We start from the raw sequence: 16,372 nt of genomic DNA on the forward strand, positions 1-16,372 counted from the left end.
ATCCCCCCGATCGAAGCCCTGGGTCACCCGCGGGTGAACACCAGCGCCACGTTGTGCCCGCCGAAGCCGAACGAGTTGTTGATCACCGCCGGCACGTCCATCGGTCGCGCCTTGTGCGCGGCGACGTCCATGTCGAGCTTGTCGTCGGGGTCGTCGAGGTTGATCGTCGGCGGCACCACGCTGTCGCGGATGGCCAGGATCGACGCGATCGACTCCAGCGCGCCCGCGGCACCCAGCAGGTGCCCGGTCATCGACTTGGTCGCGCTCAGCACCGGGTGGTCGCCCAGCGCCGCGTGCAACGCGGCGATCTCCGCCACGTCACCGACCGGCGTCGAGGTGGCGTGCGCGTTGACGTGCACGATGTCGGACTTGTCGACACCGGCGTCGGCGATCGCCTTGGCGATCGCGCGGATCGCGCCCAGCCCCTCTGGGTGCGGCTGGACGATGTCGTAGCCGTCCGAGGTCAGGCCCGCGCCGGCCAGCCGGGCGTAGATCCGGGCGCCGCGCGCGACGGCGTGGTCGGCCCGCTCCAGGACGATGACGCCGGAGCCCTCGCCGAGCACGAAGCCGTCGCGACCCTTGTCCCAGGGCCGGGACGCCCGCTCGGGGTCGTCGTTGCGGGTCGACATCGCCCGCATCGACGCGAAGCCGGCGATCGGCAGGGGGTGGATGACCGCTTCGGTGCCGCCGGCCACGACCACGTCGGCCCGGCCGGCGCGGATCATGTCGAGGCCGAGCGCGATCGCCTCGGCGCCGGTGGCGCACGCGCTGGCCACCGAGTGCACGCCGGCCCGCGCCTGCAGCTCCAGCCCGACCCAGGCGGCCGGGCCGTTCGGCATGAGCATGGGCACGGTGTGCGGTGACACCCGGCGAGGGCCGGATGCCTCCAGGATGTCGTCCTGCGCGAGCAGCGTGGTCGCACCGCCTATGCCGGAGCCGATGCTGACCGCGAGCCGCTCCGGGTCGAGCCCGGAGTCGGCCAGGCCGGCGTCGGCCCAGGCCTCACCGGCGGCGATCAGCGCGATCGCCTCGGAGCGGTCGAGCCGGCGCAGCTTGACGCGGTCGATCCGCTCGCTCGGTTCGACGGCGAGCTGCGCCGCGATCCGGACCGGCAGTTGGCCGGCCCACTCCTGGGTGAGCGGACCCACCCCGGAGCGGCCGGCCAGCATGGCGTCCCACGTCGACGCGACGTCCCCGCCCAGCGGGGTCGTCGCGCCGAGCCCGGTGACGACGACGTCGGCGCGACTCATGTCAGGCGTTCGACTCGATGTAGGTCACGGCGTCGCCGACGGTCTTGAGGTTCTGCACCTCGTTGTCCGGGATCTTCACGCCGAACTTCTCCTCGGCCGCGACCACGACCTCGACCATGGACAGCGAGTCGACGTCGAGGTCGTCGGTGAACGACTTCTCTTCGGCCACGTCGTCGGGGTTGACCCCGGCGACCTCTTCCAGGATCTCGGCCAGGCCCGACGTGATCTCGTCACGGGTCATTGCAGTGGTTTCCTCTCAGGTTTGTTGATGTTGTCGTTGCGCGTTCGCTCAGGGGCAGCGAACAACCTGCCCGGCGTACGTTAGGCCGCCGCCGAAGCCGAACAGCAGGACGGGTGCACCCGAGGGCACCTCGCGCCGCTCGATCAGCTTCGACAGGGCCAGCGGCACGCTCGCCGCCGACGTGTTGCCGGACTCGACGATGTCCTTGGCGACGACCGCCTGCGGCATGCCGAGCCGCTTGGCGATGCCGTCGATGATGCGGGCGTTGGCCTGGTGCGGCACGAAGGCCGCGATCTCCTCCGGCGCCACGCCGGCCCGCTCGCAGGCCTGCAGCGCCAGCGGTGCGAGCGCGGTGGTCGCCCAGCGGAAGACCTGCTGGCCCTCCTGCTGGATGTACGGGCGCCAGCCCTCGATCCGGACGGCGTCGGACTTCTCCGGCACCGAGCCCCAGATCACCGGGCCGACGCCGGGCGCCTCGTCCTCGGCCGCGGCGGTGACCACCGCGGCGCCCGCGCCGTCGCCGAAGATGATGCAGGTCGAGCGGTCGGTCCAGTCGGTGAAGTCCGAGAGCTTCTCGGCGCCGATGACCAGGGCGTTGCGGGCCGCACCGGCGCGGATCGCGTGGTCGACGGTGCCGAGCGCGTACGAGAAGCCCGAGCACGCGGTGTTGAGGTCGTAGGCGCCGGGGGCGTTGATGCCCAGCTTGGCGGCGACCCGGCAGGCCACGTTGGGGCTGCGGTCGACGGAGCTGCAGGTGGCGACCACGACCAGGTCGATGTCGCTGGGGGTGAGGCCGGCGTTGGCCAGGGCCTTCTCGGCCGCGAAGCCGGCCATGTCGGCGACCGTCTCGCTGTCGGCGATCCGCCGGGTCGCGATGCCGACCCGGTCGCGGATCCACTCGTCGTTGGTGTCGACGATCTGGGCCAGGTCGTCGTTAGTGAGCACCCGGGACGGCTGGTAGTGGCCGAGAGCGAGGATGCGGGAGCCTGTCATGCGGGATGTCCTCCGATGCGCGCGAGCGGCTGGCCCGGTGCGACCGGGTCGTCGTGATGGGCGAGCCATTCGGTCAGCAGGCCGTCGCCGTGGGCGGCGACCTCGACCGGGCCCTGCCGGGTGGACACGTGCCCGATGGTCTGACCAGTGCTTACGGTATCGCCTTCGGCGAGCCCCTCGGCCGGGTGGAACAGCCCGGCGGTGCCGGCGACCACGACCCGGAACTGTGGGCTGGGCTCGTGGCTCGGTGCCGTGCCGTGGCGGGCCACGAGGTCGCGGGCGGCGGGCAGGTCGTCGGGCGTGTTGAGGGTGACGATCTCGATGCCGTTGGCCTTGAGCTCGCGCTTGACCAGACCGGCGAGGGTGCCGGCGGGCGGCAGCTCGAGCACGGCGGTCACGCCCAGGTCGGCGAGGGTGCGCATGCACAGGTCCCAGCGGACGGGGGCGGTCACCTGGCGGACCAGCCGGGTGAGCAGGTCGCGGCCGTGGGCCACGGCGTTGCCGTCGAGGTTCGACAGCAGGATCCGGGTCGGGTCGGCGGGGGTGATGCCGGCCGCGACGGCCGCCAGCGCCTGTTCGGCGGGGGCCATGTACGGGGTGTGGAAGGCGCCCGCGACCTGCAGCGCGATGACCCGCGCCTTGGCCGGCGGCTCGGCGCCGAGCTTGGCCAGCGCGTCGAGCGCGCCGGCGGCGACCACCTGGCCCGCGCCGTTGCGGTTGGCCGGGTAGAGCCCGTGTGCCTCGATCGCGGCGAGCACCTCGGCGGCGTCGCCACCGAGCACGGCCGACATGCCGGTCGGCTCGAGCGCGCAGGCGGCGGCCATCTCGCGACCGCGTACGCCGGCGAGCGTCACCGCCGCCTCGGCGCTCAGCGCGCCCGCGAGGGCCGCGGCGCCCAGCTCGCCGACGCTGTGCCCGGCGACCACCGAGACGTCGTGCATCGGCAGCCGCTCCGCGGCGAGCAGCGCGGCCGCCACCAGCAGCGGCTGGGTGCGGGCCGTGTCCTTGATCTCCTCGGCATCGGCAGCAGTGCCGAGATGCACGAGGTCGACTCCGGAGAGTGCGGACCACCAACGGAGTCGGGCTTCGGTGCCGGGAAGTTCGAGCCACGAAGCGAGGAATCCGGGCTTTTGCGAGCCCTGGCCGGGCGAGAGTACGGCGAGCACGTTTACGACTCTGCGGGATACTCGTGGGTCATGTGGTTGCCGGCAGGCACCAAACCACACTATTGGTTTTGTATGGTTTCTACAATGAGTGGCTGCGATCACGTACGGTATGGTGCGATTTTTTCCAAACGAGCGTTCAGGCGTCGCCGGTCGCCGCGGAACTCCGCGGATCAAGGCGCCCGACCGTCAACGCGATCCGCAACGCGAACAGGTCCCGCGGTGACAGCGGCGAGAAGCCGGTGACGTCGCCGATCCTGCGCAGCCGGTAACGGACCGTGTTGGGATGCACGAACAGCGCCCGGGCCGCACTCTCCAGCACGCCGCCGGCCGCGAAGAACGCGTCCAGGGTCTCGATCAGCTCGCCGCCGGCCCGCACCAGGGCGCCGTAGACGTCGCGGCGCAGCGCCCGGCGGGCCGCCGCGTCGCCGGCCAGGGCCCGCTCGGGCAGCAGCGCCGCGGCGGCGACCGGCCGGGGCGCGTCCGGCCAGGCGGGCGCCGCGCGGAACCCGGCCAGGGCCGCCCGCGCCGACTCGGTCGCCTCGTCGAGGCTGGCCACCGCCGGCCCGACCACCACCGGCCCGGCGCCGAAGCCTTCGAGGAGCTTCTCGGTCGCGTTGAGGGGGTCGGCCGCGCCGCCCAGCACCACCACGAGCCGGTCGCCGTGGACGCCGCTGATCACCTCGACGCCGATCCGCCGGGCCTGCCGGTAGACGGTGTGCAGCACCGGCGCCACCTCGCCGCCGGGTGAGCGCCCGACCGCGACGGCGACCGGTGGCGCGTCCGCCCAGCCGAGGGCGGCCGCCCGGCTGGCCAGGGTGTCCGTGGAGTCGCCGCGCAGCAGCGCGTCGACCAGCAGGGCCTGGAGGCGGGCGTCCCAGGAGCCGCGGGACTCGGCCGCCCGCGCGTACACCCGGGCGGCGGAGAAGGCGATCTCCCGCGAGAACCGGAGCACCTCCTCGCGCAGGTCGCGCTCCTCGCCGGGCGCGGCGAGGTGGGCGGCCTGCTCCTCGACGACGTCGATGGTGACCTGGATCAGCGCGACCGTCTGCTGCAGGCTGATGCTGCGGGCCAGGGCCCGGGGCGCCGCCGCGAACACCTCGTCGGAGACCTCGCGGGGCCGGCTCTTGGGCCCCTGGCGCATGAACTCGACCAGCGACCGGACACCCGCCTGGGCGACCAGCATCACCCATGCGCGCTGGTCGGCGGGGAGTTGGCGGAACCAGACCAGCGTCTCGTCCATCCGGGCGACGCTGGCCGTGGCGAGGGCGCCGGCGGACCGCTCGATCCGGCGCAACGTCGCCGCGAGCCCGTCCGCCGCCTGGTCGTCCACGAGATACACCATAAGCTGGCCCGGATGTACCGCTCACCCGCGCGCCCGCCCGTCGCCCTTCCGCTGGCCGCGCTGGCCGCTTTCGGGGTGCTGCTCGGCCTCGTCGCCGGGGACTGGCCGCCGCTGGTCCGCTGGGACAGTTCGGTGATCGCCGACCTGCGCGCCTTCGGCGGCGCGCGCCCGGTGCTGATCGACTGGCTGAGGGCGCTGACCAGCGTCGCCGCGACCATCCCGTACGTGGCCGTCGGCGCCGCGGCGACCCTGCTCTTCGCGCTGCGCCGGGATCGCCGGGACGCGGTGTTCTGCGCCCTGGTCACGGCGGCCGTGCCGATCCTCTGGGGCATCATGCACTGGACGCTGCACAACCCGCGGCCGGCCGACGGGTTCGTGGTGGTGACCAGCTCCGGGTTCCCCAGCGGGCACACCAGCAACGCCGCCGCGTTCTCGATCGCCCTGGTGCTGCTGGTCTGGCCGCGCGCGGGTGCGGGCGCCCGGGCGGCCACCTGCCTGGCCGCGGCGGCGTTCACCGGGTTCATCGGGTTCACCCGGGTCGCGCTGCTGGCGCACTGGCCGACCGACGTGCTCGGCGGCATCCTGCTGGCCGCGTCGGTGGTCCCGGTGGCCGCCCGGGTCGCCCGCCTAGGCGGCGTCGACCGGTAGCGCCGCGTGCACCCGCCAGTGCGCTTCCGTTTCCGGGCCCGCGTCGAGGCGGCCGCGCAGCAGGGCGGCCCGCTCGCGCATCCCGATCAGGCCGGCGCCGGCGCCGAGGTGGTCGAGGGGGCCGGGGCTGGCGACCGGGTTGTGCACGGTCAGGCGGACCTCGTGGGTGTCGTAGTGGACCTTCACGCTCGCCGTACCCGTGCCGTGTTTGAGGGCGTTGGTCAGCGACTCCTGGACGATCCGGTAGCCGGCCAGGTCGACGTTGACCGGCAGCTCCCGCGGCTCGCCGGTGGTGGTCAGGTCGACCGCCAGCCCCGCCGCCCGAGCCCCGCTGACCAGGCGCTCGACCTCGGCCAGGCCGGGCGTCACCGGGTCGTCGCCCGGCTCGGCCTCCGGGCCGCGCAGCACGTCGATCATCTGCCGCATCTCCGCCAGCCCCTGCACGCTGTTCTCCCGGATCACCCGCAGGGAGTCCTCGACCTGGGTCGTCGTCAGGTTGCGCACGCTCAGCGCCGCCGTCGCGTGGATCGCCACCACGCTGAGGTGGTTGGCGACCATGTCGTGCAGCTCGCGGGCCATCCGGGTGCGCTCGGCCGCGACGGCCTGCCGCCGGTCGAGCTCGGCGACGCGGGCGGTCTGCTCGGCCCGTGACCGTTCGAGCGCGGCCTGGTCCCGATACTGCCGGACGCTCAGCCCGGTCAGGATCGGCAACACCAGCACGAGTACGGCGGGGATGCCCAGCGCCAATCCGCGCACCGAGCCGGACTCGGCGACACCGAGGGCCGCGGTCGCCGCCACGACCGCGATCGACACCTCGAGCGCCCGCCGCCACAGCCTGGGCGGACCGAACACGCAGGCGTCGTAGAGCACTTGGGTGTAGATCAGCAACGTGGCGATCGAGCCGCCCAGGGCCAGGTCGGCGAGCATGGCCGAGGTGCCGATCCCGAGCGAGGCGAGCGGCGCCCGCCGGCGCAGGGCGACGGCGCCGCTGGCCACCACCATCGGCAGGTAGAGCAGCCAGTGCGGGCCGTTGCCCCAGCCGGCGCCGATCGTCAGGTACGCACCGGACGCGATGATCAACGTCCCGCCGGCCAGCGCGACGGCGGCCAGCGCGAGGTCGCGGGCCGGTGAGCCGCGTGGGGGAAGGCGCATCACAGCATCGATGTAAGCACGCTCCGGCCGCGTCCTCGTCCGCCTGTGAGACGAGCGCCCTCCGCCGCTGGGAGGAGACCGGTTTCGCCGTCGGCGCCGACGCCGATGCCGGTTCGCCGGGAAACCCTTGCCTGGTGACCGTGCGTCGAGGGGGGTCGACATGATCGTGGCGTTGATCGTGGCCAGCGAGATCGGGTTCTGGGTGCTGCTCGGCCTGGGCCTGCTCGCGCGGTACGTGCTGCGGATGCGCCGGCTCAGCGTGGTGCTGCTGGTCGGCTCGCCGGTGCTCGACCTGGTGCTGCTGGTGGCGACCGTGGTCGACCTGCGCCGGGGCGGCACCGCCGGCGCGATGCACGGCCTCGCGGCGATCTACCTCGGCTTCTCGGTGATGTTCGGGCACGCCATGATCCGCTGGGCGGACCAGCGGTTCGCGCACCGGTTCGCGGGCGGCCCGCCGCCGTGGAAGCCGCCGTCCGGGGGCTGGGCGCGGACCCGGCACGAGTGGCGGGAGTGGTTCAAGGCCGTCCTCGCGTGCGGGATCTCGGCGGCGCTGCTCGGTGCCGGCATCCTGATGGTCGACGACGCCGACCGCGCGGCCGGCCTCGTCGCGTGGCTGACGCGGCTGCCGCTCGTCGTCGCGATCTGGTTCGTCGCGGGCCCGGGTTGGGCGACACTCTTCCCGGGTCGGCCCAAAGAGGACGCGGTTCGTTGACGGAGCGAATCGCTGTAGTGTACAGGTAGTTAACCCGGCCCCGCGGACGGGATTTCTGCTGCTCAGACCATTAGGGTGTGGAGGCCTAATGGTTCACCCGGTGGCGGCCGGGTGGAGAGACGGCGGAGAACAGGAGGCCGTGATGGCGCACGGGGAGGCCGATCCCGGCTGCGTCGAAGCGGGCAACCCACCGCAGGCAGCGGACTCACCCGACCCCGACGAGCCCGCGCCGGGCCGGCAGATCCGGCGCATCTGCGCGGAGCCCACGGCCGAACGCACCCGCGACGGCGACGACGACGCCGAGCCGCCGGAGCACGTGATCCTCTTCGGCCGCGCGCCGGCCTGTCGCAGCGAGCGCCCGGGTTGGGCGGGCGCCCACCGCCACGGCGCTGTCCGACCGCGCCGGCGCGCGACGCGCCGCGAACGCCCGCCAGACCGCTGGTGCTGACCGGGGCTCGTCCTGGCGATCAGCTAGGGAGTGCCGCGCCCACGATGTAGATTTTGTCCGATATGGACGAGAAGCAGCGGCGGATCGTCGACGAGGCGATCGCGATCGCCGACGCCCGCGGGATCGATGCCGTTTCGATGCGCGCGGTCGGGCAGCGGCTCGGGCTCAGTCCGATGGCGCTGTACCCCTACCTGCGCAGCAAGGACGCGCTGCTCGACGGCATGGTCGAGCGGCTGCTCGGCGAGCTGCTCGCGATGGCACCGGCCACCGGCGGCTGGCAGGAGCAGCTGCGGGCGGTCGCCCGGGCGGTGCGCGCGCTGGCCCGGCGCCATCCGGGCGCGTACCCGCTGATCATGTCGCGGCCCGGCGAAACGGCCGAGACCCGCCGTCTCGACGACCTGATCTCGGAGATCCTGCGCGCGGCCGGCGTGCCGGCCGCCGACGTGGCCCGGCTGGAGCGACTACTGTCGACGATCCTGCTGGGATTCGCGAACTCCGAGGTCAACGGCCGGTTCGGCGCCGGGCCGGCGACGGGCGACTGGGACACGGAGTTCGACCGCGACCTGGACGACGAGATCCGCCTGATCGAAGGGATCATCACCCGATCAAGCGCGACCTAGCGTGTGCGGTGCCGGATGATCAGGGCGACGCCGGCGACCATGAAGGCGAGCACCAGCACCACACCGCCGTTGAGCAGCACCAGGCGGCGCAGCTCAGACAGCAACGTGTCGACGTCGCGGCCCGTGGGCAGGGCGTCGTCCGGGATGACGCGTTCGCCGCCGCCGATGCCACCGCTGATCACGTCGGGCTTTTCGGGGATCGGCGCGCCGGCGATGCGCAGGGCCTCCGACATGGTCATGCGCCCGAGGAACCAGGCCGGCGTGGTCTTCTTCTTGTCCGGCTGGGCCGCGGGGCGGTATGCCTTGGGGCCACCCTGCGCCAGCGGGTAGAGGTCGTAGGTGTACCGCGGCTTGTCGTCGTATCGCACGACGACCGTGAACTTCTTGCCCAGCGTCTCCTTCTTGGGAGCGGTGATCTGGCCGACCGTGCCGGGCAGGAAGCTCACCTCGCGGAGCAGGTCACGGAAGAGCTGCGGCTTGTCCTTGGCGGTCACGGTGCTGTCGGCCATGCCCTCGGCCGTGATGACCACCGCGGTGGCCTGGGGCGCCTTGGGCGCCTGACCGACCACAGTGGCCGGACGCGCCGCGGCCAGCGCCGGAGCCGCCGCACCGGTGGTGCCCAGAAGGAAGCCGGCGGCGACCACCAACAACAACCGCCTGCGGACCGATCGCCCCACCACCGTCCTCCTCGCCCCGTTCGATGGCTGGCTCTTGCTTAATCCATAGACTCCGCGAACACCCCGTTGGTTGCATCCAACCGTCGGGTTATTTGCAGGTTCTGCCATCTCGGTGACCCACGCGTGGGGGACATCACCGTGATCATCGGCAGCCGGCATCGTATCCGCCCGCCGCCATCCGATGGGTACCGGTGTCTCAGAGCTTGGCGCGCGCGGCCCGGATGCGGGCGAGTGTGCGTTCGCGGCCCAGCACGGCGAGCGACTCGAACAACGGCAGCCCGACTGAACGCCCGGTGACCGCAACCCGAACGGGCGCCTGCGCCTTGCCCAACTTGAGCCCACGCGCGGCGCCGACCTCTTCGAGCGCGTTCTTGAGCGGCTCGGCGGACCACTCCGGCAGCGCCTCGAACGCGACGGCCGCGGCGTCCAGCAGGTCGGCGGCACCGTCCTTCATGGCCTTTGCCCAGGCCGCCTCGTCGGTGGCCGGCTCGGCGAGGAACAGGAAGTCGACATTGGGCACGATCTCGCTGAGCACCGCGACCCGGGTCTGCGCGAACGGCGCGACCGCCGCGAACGCGGCCGCGTCGAACTCCGCCGGCGACCACGCCGGTGCCGGGATCGTCTCGGTGCCGGTCAGCCACGGGTCGCAGGCCGCGATGAACTCGTCGACCGTCAGCGCGCGGATGTATTCGCCGTTGAACGCGCGGAGCTTCTTCTCGTCGAAGAACGCGGGGGAGGGGTTGACCTCCTCGAGGCGGAACTCGTCCTCGATCACCGACCAGGGCACGATCTCCCGGTCGTTGCTCGGCGCCCAGCCCAGCAGCATGAGGTAGTTGCGCATCGCGTCGGCGAGGTAGCCCTCGTCGCGGTAGGCCTCCAGGGCCACCTTGTCGCGCCGCTTCGAGAGCTTCTGCCGCTTCTCGTTGACCACGACGGGCACGTGTGCCCAGACCGGCGGCTTGACGCCGAGCGCTTCCCAGAGGAGCTGCTGCTTGGGCGTGTTGGGCAGGTGCTCCTCGGCGCGGATCACGTGCGTGATGCCCTGCGAGATGTCGTCGACGACGTTGGCCAGCAGGAACACCGGCGACCCGTCGGCGCGGGCGATCACGAAATCCTCGATCTTGGCGTTCTCGAAGGTCGGCTCGCCGCGGATCAGGTCGATCACGCGGGTCTGGCCCTCGTCCGGGGTGCGGAACCGCAGCGCCCGTCCCTCGCCGGGGCCCAGGTTGCGATCACGGCAGAAACCGTCATATCCGGCGTACGAGTTGCCGGTGCGGGCCTGCACCATCTCGCGGGTGCAGTCGCAGTAGTAGGCCTTGCCGGCGCTGTAGAGCCGGCCGGCGGCGGCCCGCTGCTCGTCGGCGTTGGACGACTGGAAGTAAGGACCCTCGTAGGTGCCCCGCGCGATGCCGATCCAGTCGAGCGCGGAGAGGATGCCCTCGGTCCACTCGGGGCGGTTGCGGGCGGCGTCGGTGTCTTCGACGCGCAGCACGAACACGCCGCCGTGCTGCTTGGCGTAGATCCAGTTCTGCAGCGCCGACCGGGCGCCGCCGACGTGGAACATGCCTGTCGGGGAAGGGGCGAACCGCACGCGTACCGTCACGCGGTCAAGCGTACGGGCGACTCCCGGTAGGTCCGCCACCAGGTTTCCTGGTGCAAGGAACGGTCCGTTCCAATCGCTTTCCGATTGGAACGGACCGTTCCTATCGGAAGGCGATTGGAACGGACCGTTCCTAACGGTGCACTACGGCACGGAGCGGATCTTGCGGACCAGCACGCTGCCGAGCAGCGTCACGGCCGCGGTGGCCGCGTACAGCGTCGGATAGCCGCCCAGGTAGACCACGATCCACGCCGCGGCGAACGGCCCCAGCGCCTGCGGCGCCGAGTTGGCGATGTTGATCACCCCGAGGTCCTGGCCCCGGCTCGTCGCCGCCGGCAGCACCTGGGTGATCAGCGCCGCGTCCACCGCCAGGTAGGCGCCGTAGCCCGCGCCGAGCAGCACCGCCGCGACCGTCGCCGCCGGCCAGACCGGCCAGATCGCCAGCAGCAGCGCCGCCACCGCCATGATCACGCCCGACCAGACCACGAACACCTTGCGCCGCCCGGACCGGTCGGAGAGCCGCCCGGCCACCACGGCCGTGGCCATCATCCCGGCGGTGTACAGCAGGATCAGGATCAGCAGCCCGCCCTCGGGGTCGGCGTAGTGCACCCCGTCCTCGAGAAAGTAGAGCAGGTAGAGGGTGCCCAACGCGTTGCCGACCTGCACGAGGAACCGGGTGCCCCAGGCCCAGGCGAAGTCCGGGTACCGGCGCGGGCTGATCCACATGCCGCGGATCAGCCCGCCGAACGAGAACGGCGGCCGGTGCCCGCGGGGCAGCGGGTCGTCCCTGGTGAGGAACGCGAACGGCAGCCCGAGCACCAGCACCGCGACCGCCACCGCCAGGTAGCCTTCCCGGTTTCCGGTGAACACGGTGGTCACGAGGACCGCGCCGATCACCAGGCCGAGCGCCTGCGGAATGCCGGCCCAGCCGGACACGCCGCCGCGCTGGTCGACCGGCACGCGGTCGGGCAGCGCCGCGGTCAGCGCGGCCAGCATCGCGTTGAAGCAGGCCTGCGCGGCGACCCAGGCCAGCGTGACGCCGAGGATCGTGTCCTGCTGGGCGAGCACCACCAGGGAGATCGCGCCGAGGATCGCTCCGCCGACGGTCCAGACATGGCGGCGCCCGCGCGCCAGCGTGGTCCGGTCCGAGAACGCCCCGGCGAGCGGGTTGGCGACGATCGCGACGAGCGCGCCGAACCCCATCGCCCAGGCGAGGCTCGTCTCCTTGTTGTCGGGCGCGATCGCGGCGACCTGGTTGGGCAGCAGGATCTGGATCGGCGTGAAGAACGCCATCCAGACGCCGAGGTTGGCGGAGAAGAGGAGCGCGATCCACCCCCGCCGGACCCGCACCGTCGGCTCGGCCAGCGCCGCCGGCAGGGCGGACGCCTCCGGGTCAACGGTGGTCACGGATGCGCTCCCGCAACCATGCATAGGAGCTCTTGGGTGTACGCGCCTGCGTGTCGAAGTCGACGTGCACGAGCCCGAAGCGCTTGGTGAAGCCCTCGGCCCACTCCCAGTTGTCGAGCAGCGACCACACGAAGTAGCCGCGCACGTCGACGCCGTCGGCCTTGGCATCGTCGACGGCGGCCAGGTGGGCGTCGAGGTAGGCGATCCGGTCCGGGTCGTCGCAGGTGCCGTCGGCGGTGACCACGTCGTCGTACGCGCAGCCGCTCTCGGTGACGTAGATCGGTGGGAGCTTGTCCTGGTAGCGGCCGTGCAACGTGACCAGCAACTCGCGCAGCCCGTCGGGGGCGACCGGCCAGCCGAACGCCGTGGTCGGATAGCCGTCGAGCGGCACCATCTCGAACGGCAGCGGGCTGCCCTCTTCCGGAGCGCGTACGCCGGTGGGGTTGTAGTAGTTGACACCGAGCGCGTCGAGCGGCGCCGCGATCACGTCGAGGTCGCCCTCGCGGACCACCGACAGGTCGGCGGCGCCCTCGGGATAGCCGAGGCCCAGCAGCGGGTCGGTGAAGACCCGGTTGTGCAGGGCGTCGTACGCGGCCGCGGCGGCCAGGTCTTCCGGTTTGTGGCCGGCCGGCCGGGCGGGGGAGTAGTTGTTGGCGATCGTGACCGGGCTGTTCGAGTGGTCACGCAGCGCGGCGACCGCGAGCCCGTGGCCGAGCAACTGGTGGTGCGCGACCGGGAACGCGCCGAAGAGGAGCTGCTCGCCGGGCGCGTGGGTGCCGAGGGCGTAGCCGAGCGACATGTGCACGAACGGCTCGTTGAGCGTGATCCACATCTTGACGCGGTCGCCGAGCCGTTGCGAGACGAGGGCGGCGTACTCGCCGAACCGGTGTGCGGTCTCGCGGTCGAGCCAGCCGCCCTTGTCCTGGAGCGGTTGCGGAAGGTCCCAGTGGAAGAGCGTGGCGACGGGCGCGATGCCGGCGTCTTCCAGCGCGTCGCAGAGGCGCTCGTAGTGGTCGAGCCCGGCCTGGTTGGCGGGACCGGTCCCGTCGGGCTGGATCCTCGGCCAGGCGACGGAGAAGCGGTAGGCACCGACGCCGAGGTCCTTCATCAGCGCGATGTCGTCGGCATAGCGATGGTACGAGTCGGTGGCGACCGCGCCGTCGGTCCCGTCGACGATACGCCCGGGCTGGCCGGCGAACGTGTCCCAAATGGACGGACCGCGCCCGTCCTCGTGGACGGCACCCTCGATCTGGTAGGCGGACGTGGACACTCCCCAGAGGAATCCGCCTGGTAGCTCGGGCATCCAGCCTCCTCGATCGTTACCGGCTGGTAAGCCGAGACTCGCTCGGACTTTAGCCCTCGGTCAGCCGCCAGTCGAGAGGTCGGCCACCGCCTTGCGTACCGTCGCCGGGAGTGTCCCGAACGTAGTTATCGTCGGCTTTCCGCCGTCGCCGGGCTCCCAGACGCCGCGGATCCAGCCGTCGACGACCACGGTGGCGGAGATCCACCCCTGGGGCCGGGAGACGGCGGCCTTGTGCCCGGCGGCGCCGATCCGCTCGAGTTGGCGGGTGCTGCCGGTGACGTAGGGGTCGAACGCCGGCAACAGCGCGGCCGCCGCCGGGTGCTTGCCGGTCAGCCCCGGCAGGTGCTCGTGCGGGAGGAAGGTGGTCTCGCCGTCCAGGTCGACCTCGGCCAGGTCGAGGCGCTTGAAGGACTTCTTGGCGAGCGCGGGTGCCAGGTCGAACCAGCGCGCGAACTCGTCGGGGGTGGCGGGCCCGAACGCGCCGAGGTGGTCGGTCGCGAGCCGGTCGACGGCCTGGTCGGTGTCCGGCGGCTGCCAGTCGCCGAGCCAGTGCCGCGGCGCCACGAAGGTGACGTTGCGGCCGCGTGGGGGTCCCGAGCAGAGGAGCCCGCGGAAGGCGGCGGGTTTGAGGATGGCGCCGAACCCTTGGGTCAGCGGCGGCCGGAGGTCCTCGTGGCCGGTGGCCGCGATGATCGCGTCGGCCAGTTCCTCGCGGGTGAGCGGGTCGGCGCCGAGCACGTCGGGCAGCGCGGCGAGGATGTCGGCCATCTGGTCCGCGGTCACGCCGTTGTACTTGAGCCAGGAGTTGGTCGTCTCCCGCTTGCGCGTCGACATGGCGGCGGTCCAGAGGGGAAAGTCCGCGGCGGGCAGGAGGTGCAGGGTGCCGCGGGCGGCCCAGGTTCTGACGAGGGTGCGCTTCTCGTACAACAGGCTGTCGATGGTCTCCGCCGTGGCCTTGGTCCGCAGCCTGGTCGCGGCGACGGCGGACGCGGCGACCTGGGCGTGGATGCCGACGACCCGCCGCGCCACCGCGACGGGGTCGGCCGCCTTGTCGCCGGCCAGGTGGTGCCGCCGCATCCGCCACCGCAACACCTGGTCCCACGTCACCCTCATGTAACCACTTTAACTGGTGTCACGGGACATGTGGTTCTCATCTGAGCAGTGCCTCGAGCTCGGGAAGCCGGCCGAACAGGTCGGGGAGGCCGCGTATGCCGTTGCGCGCGGACTCGTGCGAGAGCGCGAGATCAGGGCCGGTGCCGGGCTCGACACCGGCGAGGCAGCGGAGGATGTTCCACCTCGTGAACCCCAGCCAGCCGCCGATCATGAACACGAACCAGCTCGGACCCGGCGGCGGCAGCGCCCCGCCTCCCGCGACGTAGCCGTCGAGGACCGAGCGAAAGACGCCGGGCTCGATGCCGGGTCCCTTCGCGAGGCTCAGCGCCGTCGAGCCGAGCTCACCGGACAGGTCGAGCATCCCCGAGAGCTCCCAGTCGAGCACCACCGGCCGACCGTCCCTCGCGAGCAGGTTCCACGGCTGGATGTCCTTGTGGGTCAGCACGACGGGCCCTGGTCGCTCACAGGTGTCGACGAAGTGGGCGATCGCGAGGAACGTCTCGACCTGAGCGGTGAGCTCGCCGGCCCACGGCTGTCGGGTCGCCGTCGCCCGCTCAGCGAGGTCGGGCCAGTCCGCTGGGGTCGGGTCCTCTTCGACGCGGGGCCACGCGACGTCGAGCGCGTGAAGGCGGGCGAGAATCTGACCGATCTCGAACGCGTACGCCGGCGACACGGGTGCTTCGGGCATCTTCTCGCCCTCGACCCACCGGTGGACGAGCGTGGTTCGGCTGGCCGAGATCGGCTCGGGCATCGGGATGCCGGCGGCGAAGGCGGCCCGCTCGAACCGGAACACGTCCTCGGCGCGGTAGGCCCAGCGGCGATCGAGGAGATTCAACTCCTTCACCGCGAACGACCCCTGGTCGGTGTCGAGCCGGTACATCCGGTTGGCAAACCCGCCGCCGACCCGAACCATCGGCCCGACCGGCACGCCGAGATGCGAAAGGTCCACCCACGCAATCTAGGGCGTCGTGATGCGACCCGCGGCCGCTGCACAGACCGCTTTCCCCGACGCGGCGGTCTCCCGGAGTCGCTCGGCTAGCCGGTTCGGTGTGGGCGGAGGGCCTTGATGCGGGTAGATATCTTGTCGCCGTGAGGAGTGTTCTGGTGACGGCGCCCGATGACACACGGTGGACGGTGCGTGTGGTCTGGGAACCACGTTGGCGAGCGCTCGCCCGACGCTTCGGCGGCTGGCGCCGTAGGCGAAAGAAGCGGGATATCGATGCCGGTGATGTCGTCGACAGCGCGATGCGGATCGACGACGCGGCAACGTCGGGTTCGGGCGGAGGCAATGGGGACGGCTTCGACCTCGGCGACGCGGTCATCGTCGTCGTGGTGGTCTTCCTCGCGGTCATCGTTGCCGCCGCGCTGTTCTGGTGGGTGCTGCTTCCGCTGCTACTGATCGTCGTCGACCTCATGATCGTGCTCGTGCTGCTGGTCGCGACGATTGCGGGGCGAGTGTTGTTCCGTCGGCCGTGGACGGTGGAGGCGACGGCGGCCAACGGCGAGAAGGTCGTCACGGAGGTCGTGGGATGGCGTGCGGCGCTGCGCAGGCGTGATGAGATCGCGGAGTCACTGCGCCGGGGGCAACGGCCCGTCGAGGTCCTGAGCCCGGCGCGGTAATTGGCTGCCGGGTCAGTTGGTGGGCGGGAGATCCTCGGCCCGCCACTAGCCGGGCGCCGCTTCTTCCGATCGGGCGCGGC

Annotated in this window: 17 protein-coding genes; 5 read left to right on the forward strand and 12 right to left on the reverse strand. The window is 72.1% G+C overall.

The features are described 5' to 3' along the window. Positions 1-23: 23 nt before the first annotated feature. The 5 genes from fabF to Air01nite_RS22175 form a co-directional block, all read right to left on the reverse strand. On the reverse strand, positions 24-1,250 hold the full coding sequence (gene fabF, locus Air01nite_RS22155; RefSeq protein WP_203704781.1) for a beta-ketoacyl-ACP synthase II: 1,227 nt from the start codon (positions 1,248-1,250) through the stop codon (positions 24-26). A 1-nt stretch (position 1,251) separates the two neighbouring features. Then, positions 1,252-1,491 carry an acyl carrier protein gene (locus tag Air01nite_RS22160; protein WP_116075309.1) on the reverse strand — a complete coding sequence of 80 codons (240 nt, stop codon included), beginning with the start codon at positions 1,489-1,491 and terminating at the stop codon, positions 1,252-1,254. Between the two features lie 48 nt (positions 1,492-1,539). Further along, positions 1,540-2,484 (reverse strand): beta-ketoacyl-ACP synthase III, encoded by a 945-nt coding sequence (locus tag Air01nite_RS22165; RefSeq protein WP_203704782.1) that lies wholly within the window; start codon positions 2,482-2,484, stop codon positions 1,540-1,542. Then, a complete protein-coding gene (locus Air01nite_RS22170) occupies positions 2,481-3,650 on the reverse strand; it encodes an acyltransferase domain-containing protein (protein ID WP_203704783.1) in 1,170 nt (389 codons plus the stop codon). Before Air01nite_RS22170 ends, Air01nite_RS22165 begins: the two co-directional genes overlap by 4 nt. Positions 3,651-3,786: 136 nt before the next feature. Beyond that, a complete protein-coding gene (locus Air01nite_RS22175; RefSeq protein WP_239090882.1) occupies positions 3,787-4,980 on the reverse strand; it encodes a PucR family transcriptional regulator in 1,194 nt (397 codons plus the stop codon). Between the two features lie 24 nt (positions 4,981-5,004). Between Air01nite_RS22175 and Air01nite_RS22180 the strand changes: the two genes are divergently transcribed. After that, the gene (locus Air01nite_RS22180) at positions 5,005-5,640 is read left to right on the forward strand and encodes a phosphatase PAP2 family protein (protein ID WP_203704785.1); all 636 of its coding nucleotides are present in this window, start codon (positions 5,005-5,007) and stop codon (positions 5,638-5,640) included. On the opposite strand, the gene Air01nite_RS22185 is transcribed toward Air01nite_RS22180, so the two are convergent. After that, positions 5,620-6,792 (reverse strand): sensor histidine kinase, encoded by a 1,173-nt coding sequence (locus tag Air01nite_RS22185; protein ID WP_203704786.1) that lies wholly within the window; start codon positions 6,790-6,792, stop codon positions 5,620-5,622. The genes Air01nite_RS22180 and Air01nite_RS22185 overlap by 21 nt on opposite strands. Before the next feature lie 160 nt (positions 6,793-6,952). Here Air01nite_RS22185 and Air01nite_RS22190 point away from each other — a divergent pair, with 160 nt between their 5' ends. From Air01nite_RS22190 to Air01nite_RS22200, 3 genes are all read left to right on the forward strand, one after another. Next, positions 6,953-7,504 (forward strand): hypothetical protein, encoded by a 552-nt coding sequence (locus tag Air01nite_RS22190; RefSeq protein ID WP_203704787.1) that lies wholly within the window; start codon positions 6,953-6,955, stop codon positions 7,502-7,504. A 142-nt stretch (positions 7,505-7,646) separates the two neighbouring features. Beyond that, positions 7,647-7,952, forward strand: coding sequence for a hypothetical protein (locus Air01nite_RS22195; protein WP_203704789.1), 306 nt, complete (start codon positions 7,647-7,649; stop codon positions 7,950-7,952). 62 nt (positions 7,953-8,014) lie between these two features. Continuing rightward, positions 8,015-8,572, forward strand: a complete 558-nt coding sequence (locus tag Air01nite_RS22200) for a TetR/AcrR family transcriptional regulator (protein ID WP_203704791.1) — start codon at positions 8,015-8,017, stop codon at positions 8,570-8,572. Here the strand turns inward: Air01nite_RS22200 and Air01nite_RS22205 are convergent. From Air01nite_RS22205 to Air01nite_RS22230, 6 genes are all read right to left on the reverse strand, one after another. Continuing rightward, on the reverse strand, positions 8,569-9,249 hold the full coding sequence (locus Air01nite_RS22205) for a hypothetical protein (protein ID WP_239090883.1): 681 nt from the start codon (positions 9,247-9,249) through the stop codon (positions 8,569-8,571). The genes Air01nite_RS22200 and Air01nite_RS22205 overlap by 4 nt on opposite strands. 196 nt (positions 9,250-9,445) lie before the next feature. Next, positions 9,446-10,852 (reverse strand): glutamate--tRNA ligase, encoded by a 1,407-nt coding sequence (gene gltX / locus Air01nite_RS22210; protein ID WP_275408300.1) that lies wholly within the window; start codon positions 10,850-10,852, stop codon positions 9,446-9,448. A gap of 141 nt (positions 10,853-10,993) precedes the next feature. Beyond that, entirely contained in the window at positions 10,994-12,256 is a 1,263-nt protein-coding gene (locus tag Air01nite_RS22215) for an MFS transporter (protein ID WP_203704793.1), read from the reverse strand. After that, positions 12,243-13,559: a GH1 family beta-glucosidase gene (locus Air01nite_RS22220; protein WP_203704795.1), complete on the reverse strand. Its 1,317-nt coding sequence runs from the start codon at positions 13,557-13,559 to the stop codon at positions 12,243-12,245. The genes Air01nite_RS22215 and Air01nite_RS22220 overlap by 14 nt, the downstream gene beginning before the upstream one ends. Positions 13,560-13,619: 60 nt before the next feature. Then, positions 13,620-14,672 carry a winged helix DNA-binding domain-containing protein gene (locus tag Air01nite_RS22225; RefSeq protein WP_203704797.1) on the reverse strand — a complete coding sequence of 351 codons (1,053 nt, stop codon included), beginning with the start codon at positions 14,670-14,672 and terminating at the stop codon, positions 13,620-13,622. A gap of 37 nt (positions 14,673-14,709) precedes the next feature. Then, entirely contained in the window at positions 14,710-15,621 is a 912-nt protein-coding gene (locus Air01nite_RS22230; protein ID WP_203704799.1) for a phosphotransferase family protein, read from the reverse strand. A gap of 155 nt (positions 15,622-15,776) precedes the next feature. On the opposite strand from Air01nite_RS22230, the gene Air01nite_RS22235 reads away from it, so the two are divergent. Further along, positions 15,777-16,292, forward strand: a complete 516-nt coding sequence (locus tag Air01nite_RS22235) for a hypothetical protein (protein ID WP_203704801.1) — start codon at positions 15,777-15,779, stop codon at positions 16,290-16,292. The last annotated feature ends 80 nt before the right edge of the window (positions 16,293-16,372 follow it).

The organism is Asanoa iriomotensis, assembly GCF_016862515.1.
Lineage (GTDB): Bacteria > Actinomycetota > Actinomycetes > Mycobacteriales > Micromonosporaceae > Asanoa > Asanoa iriomotensis.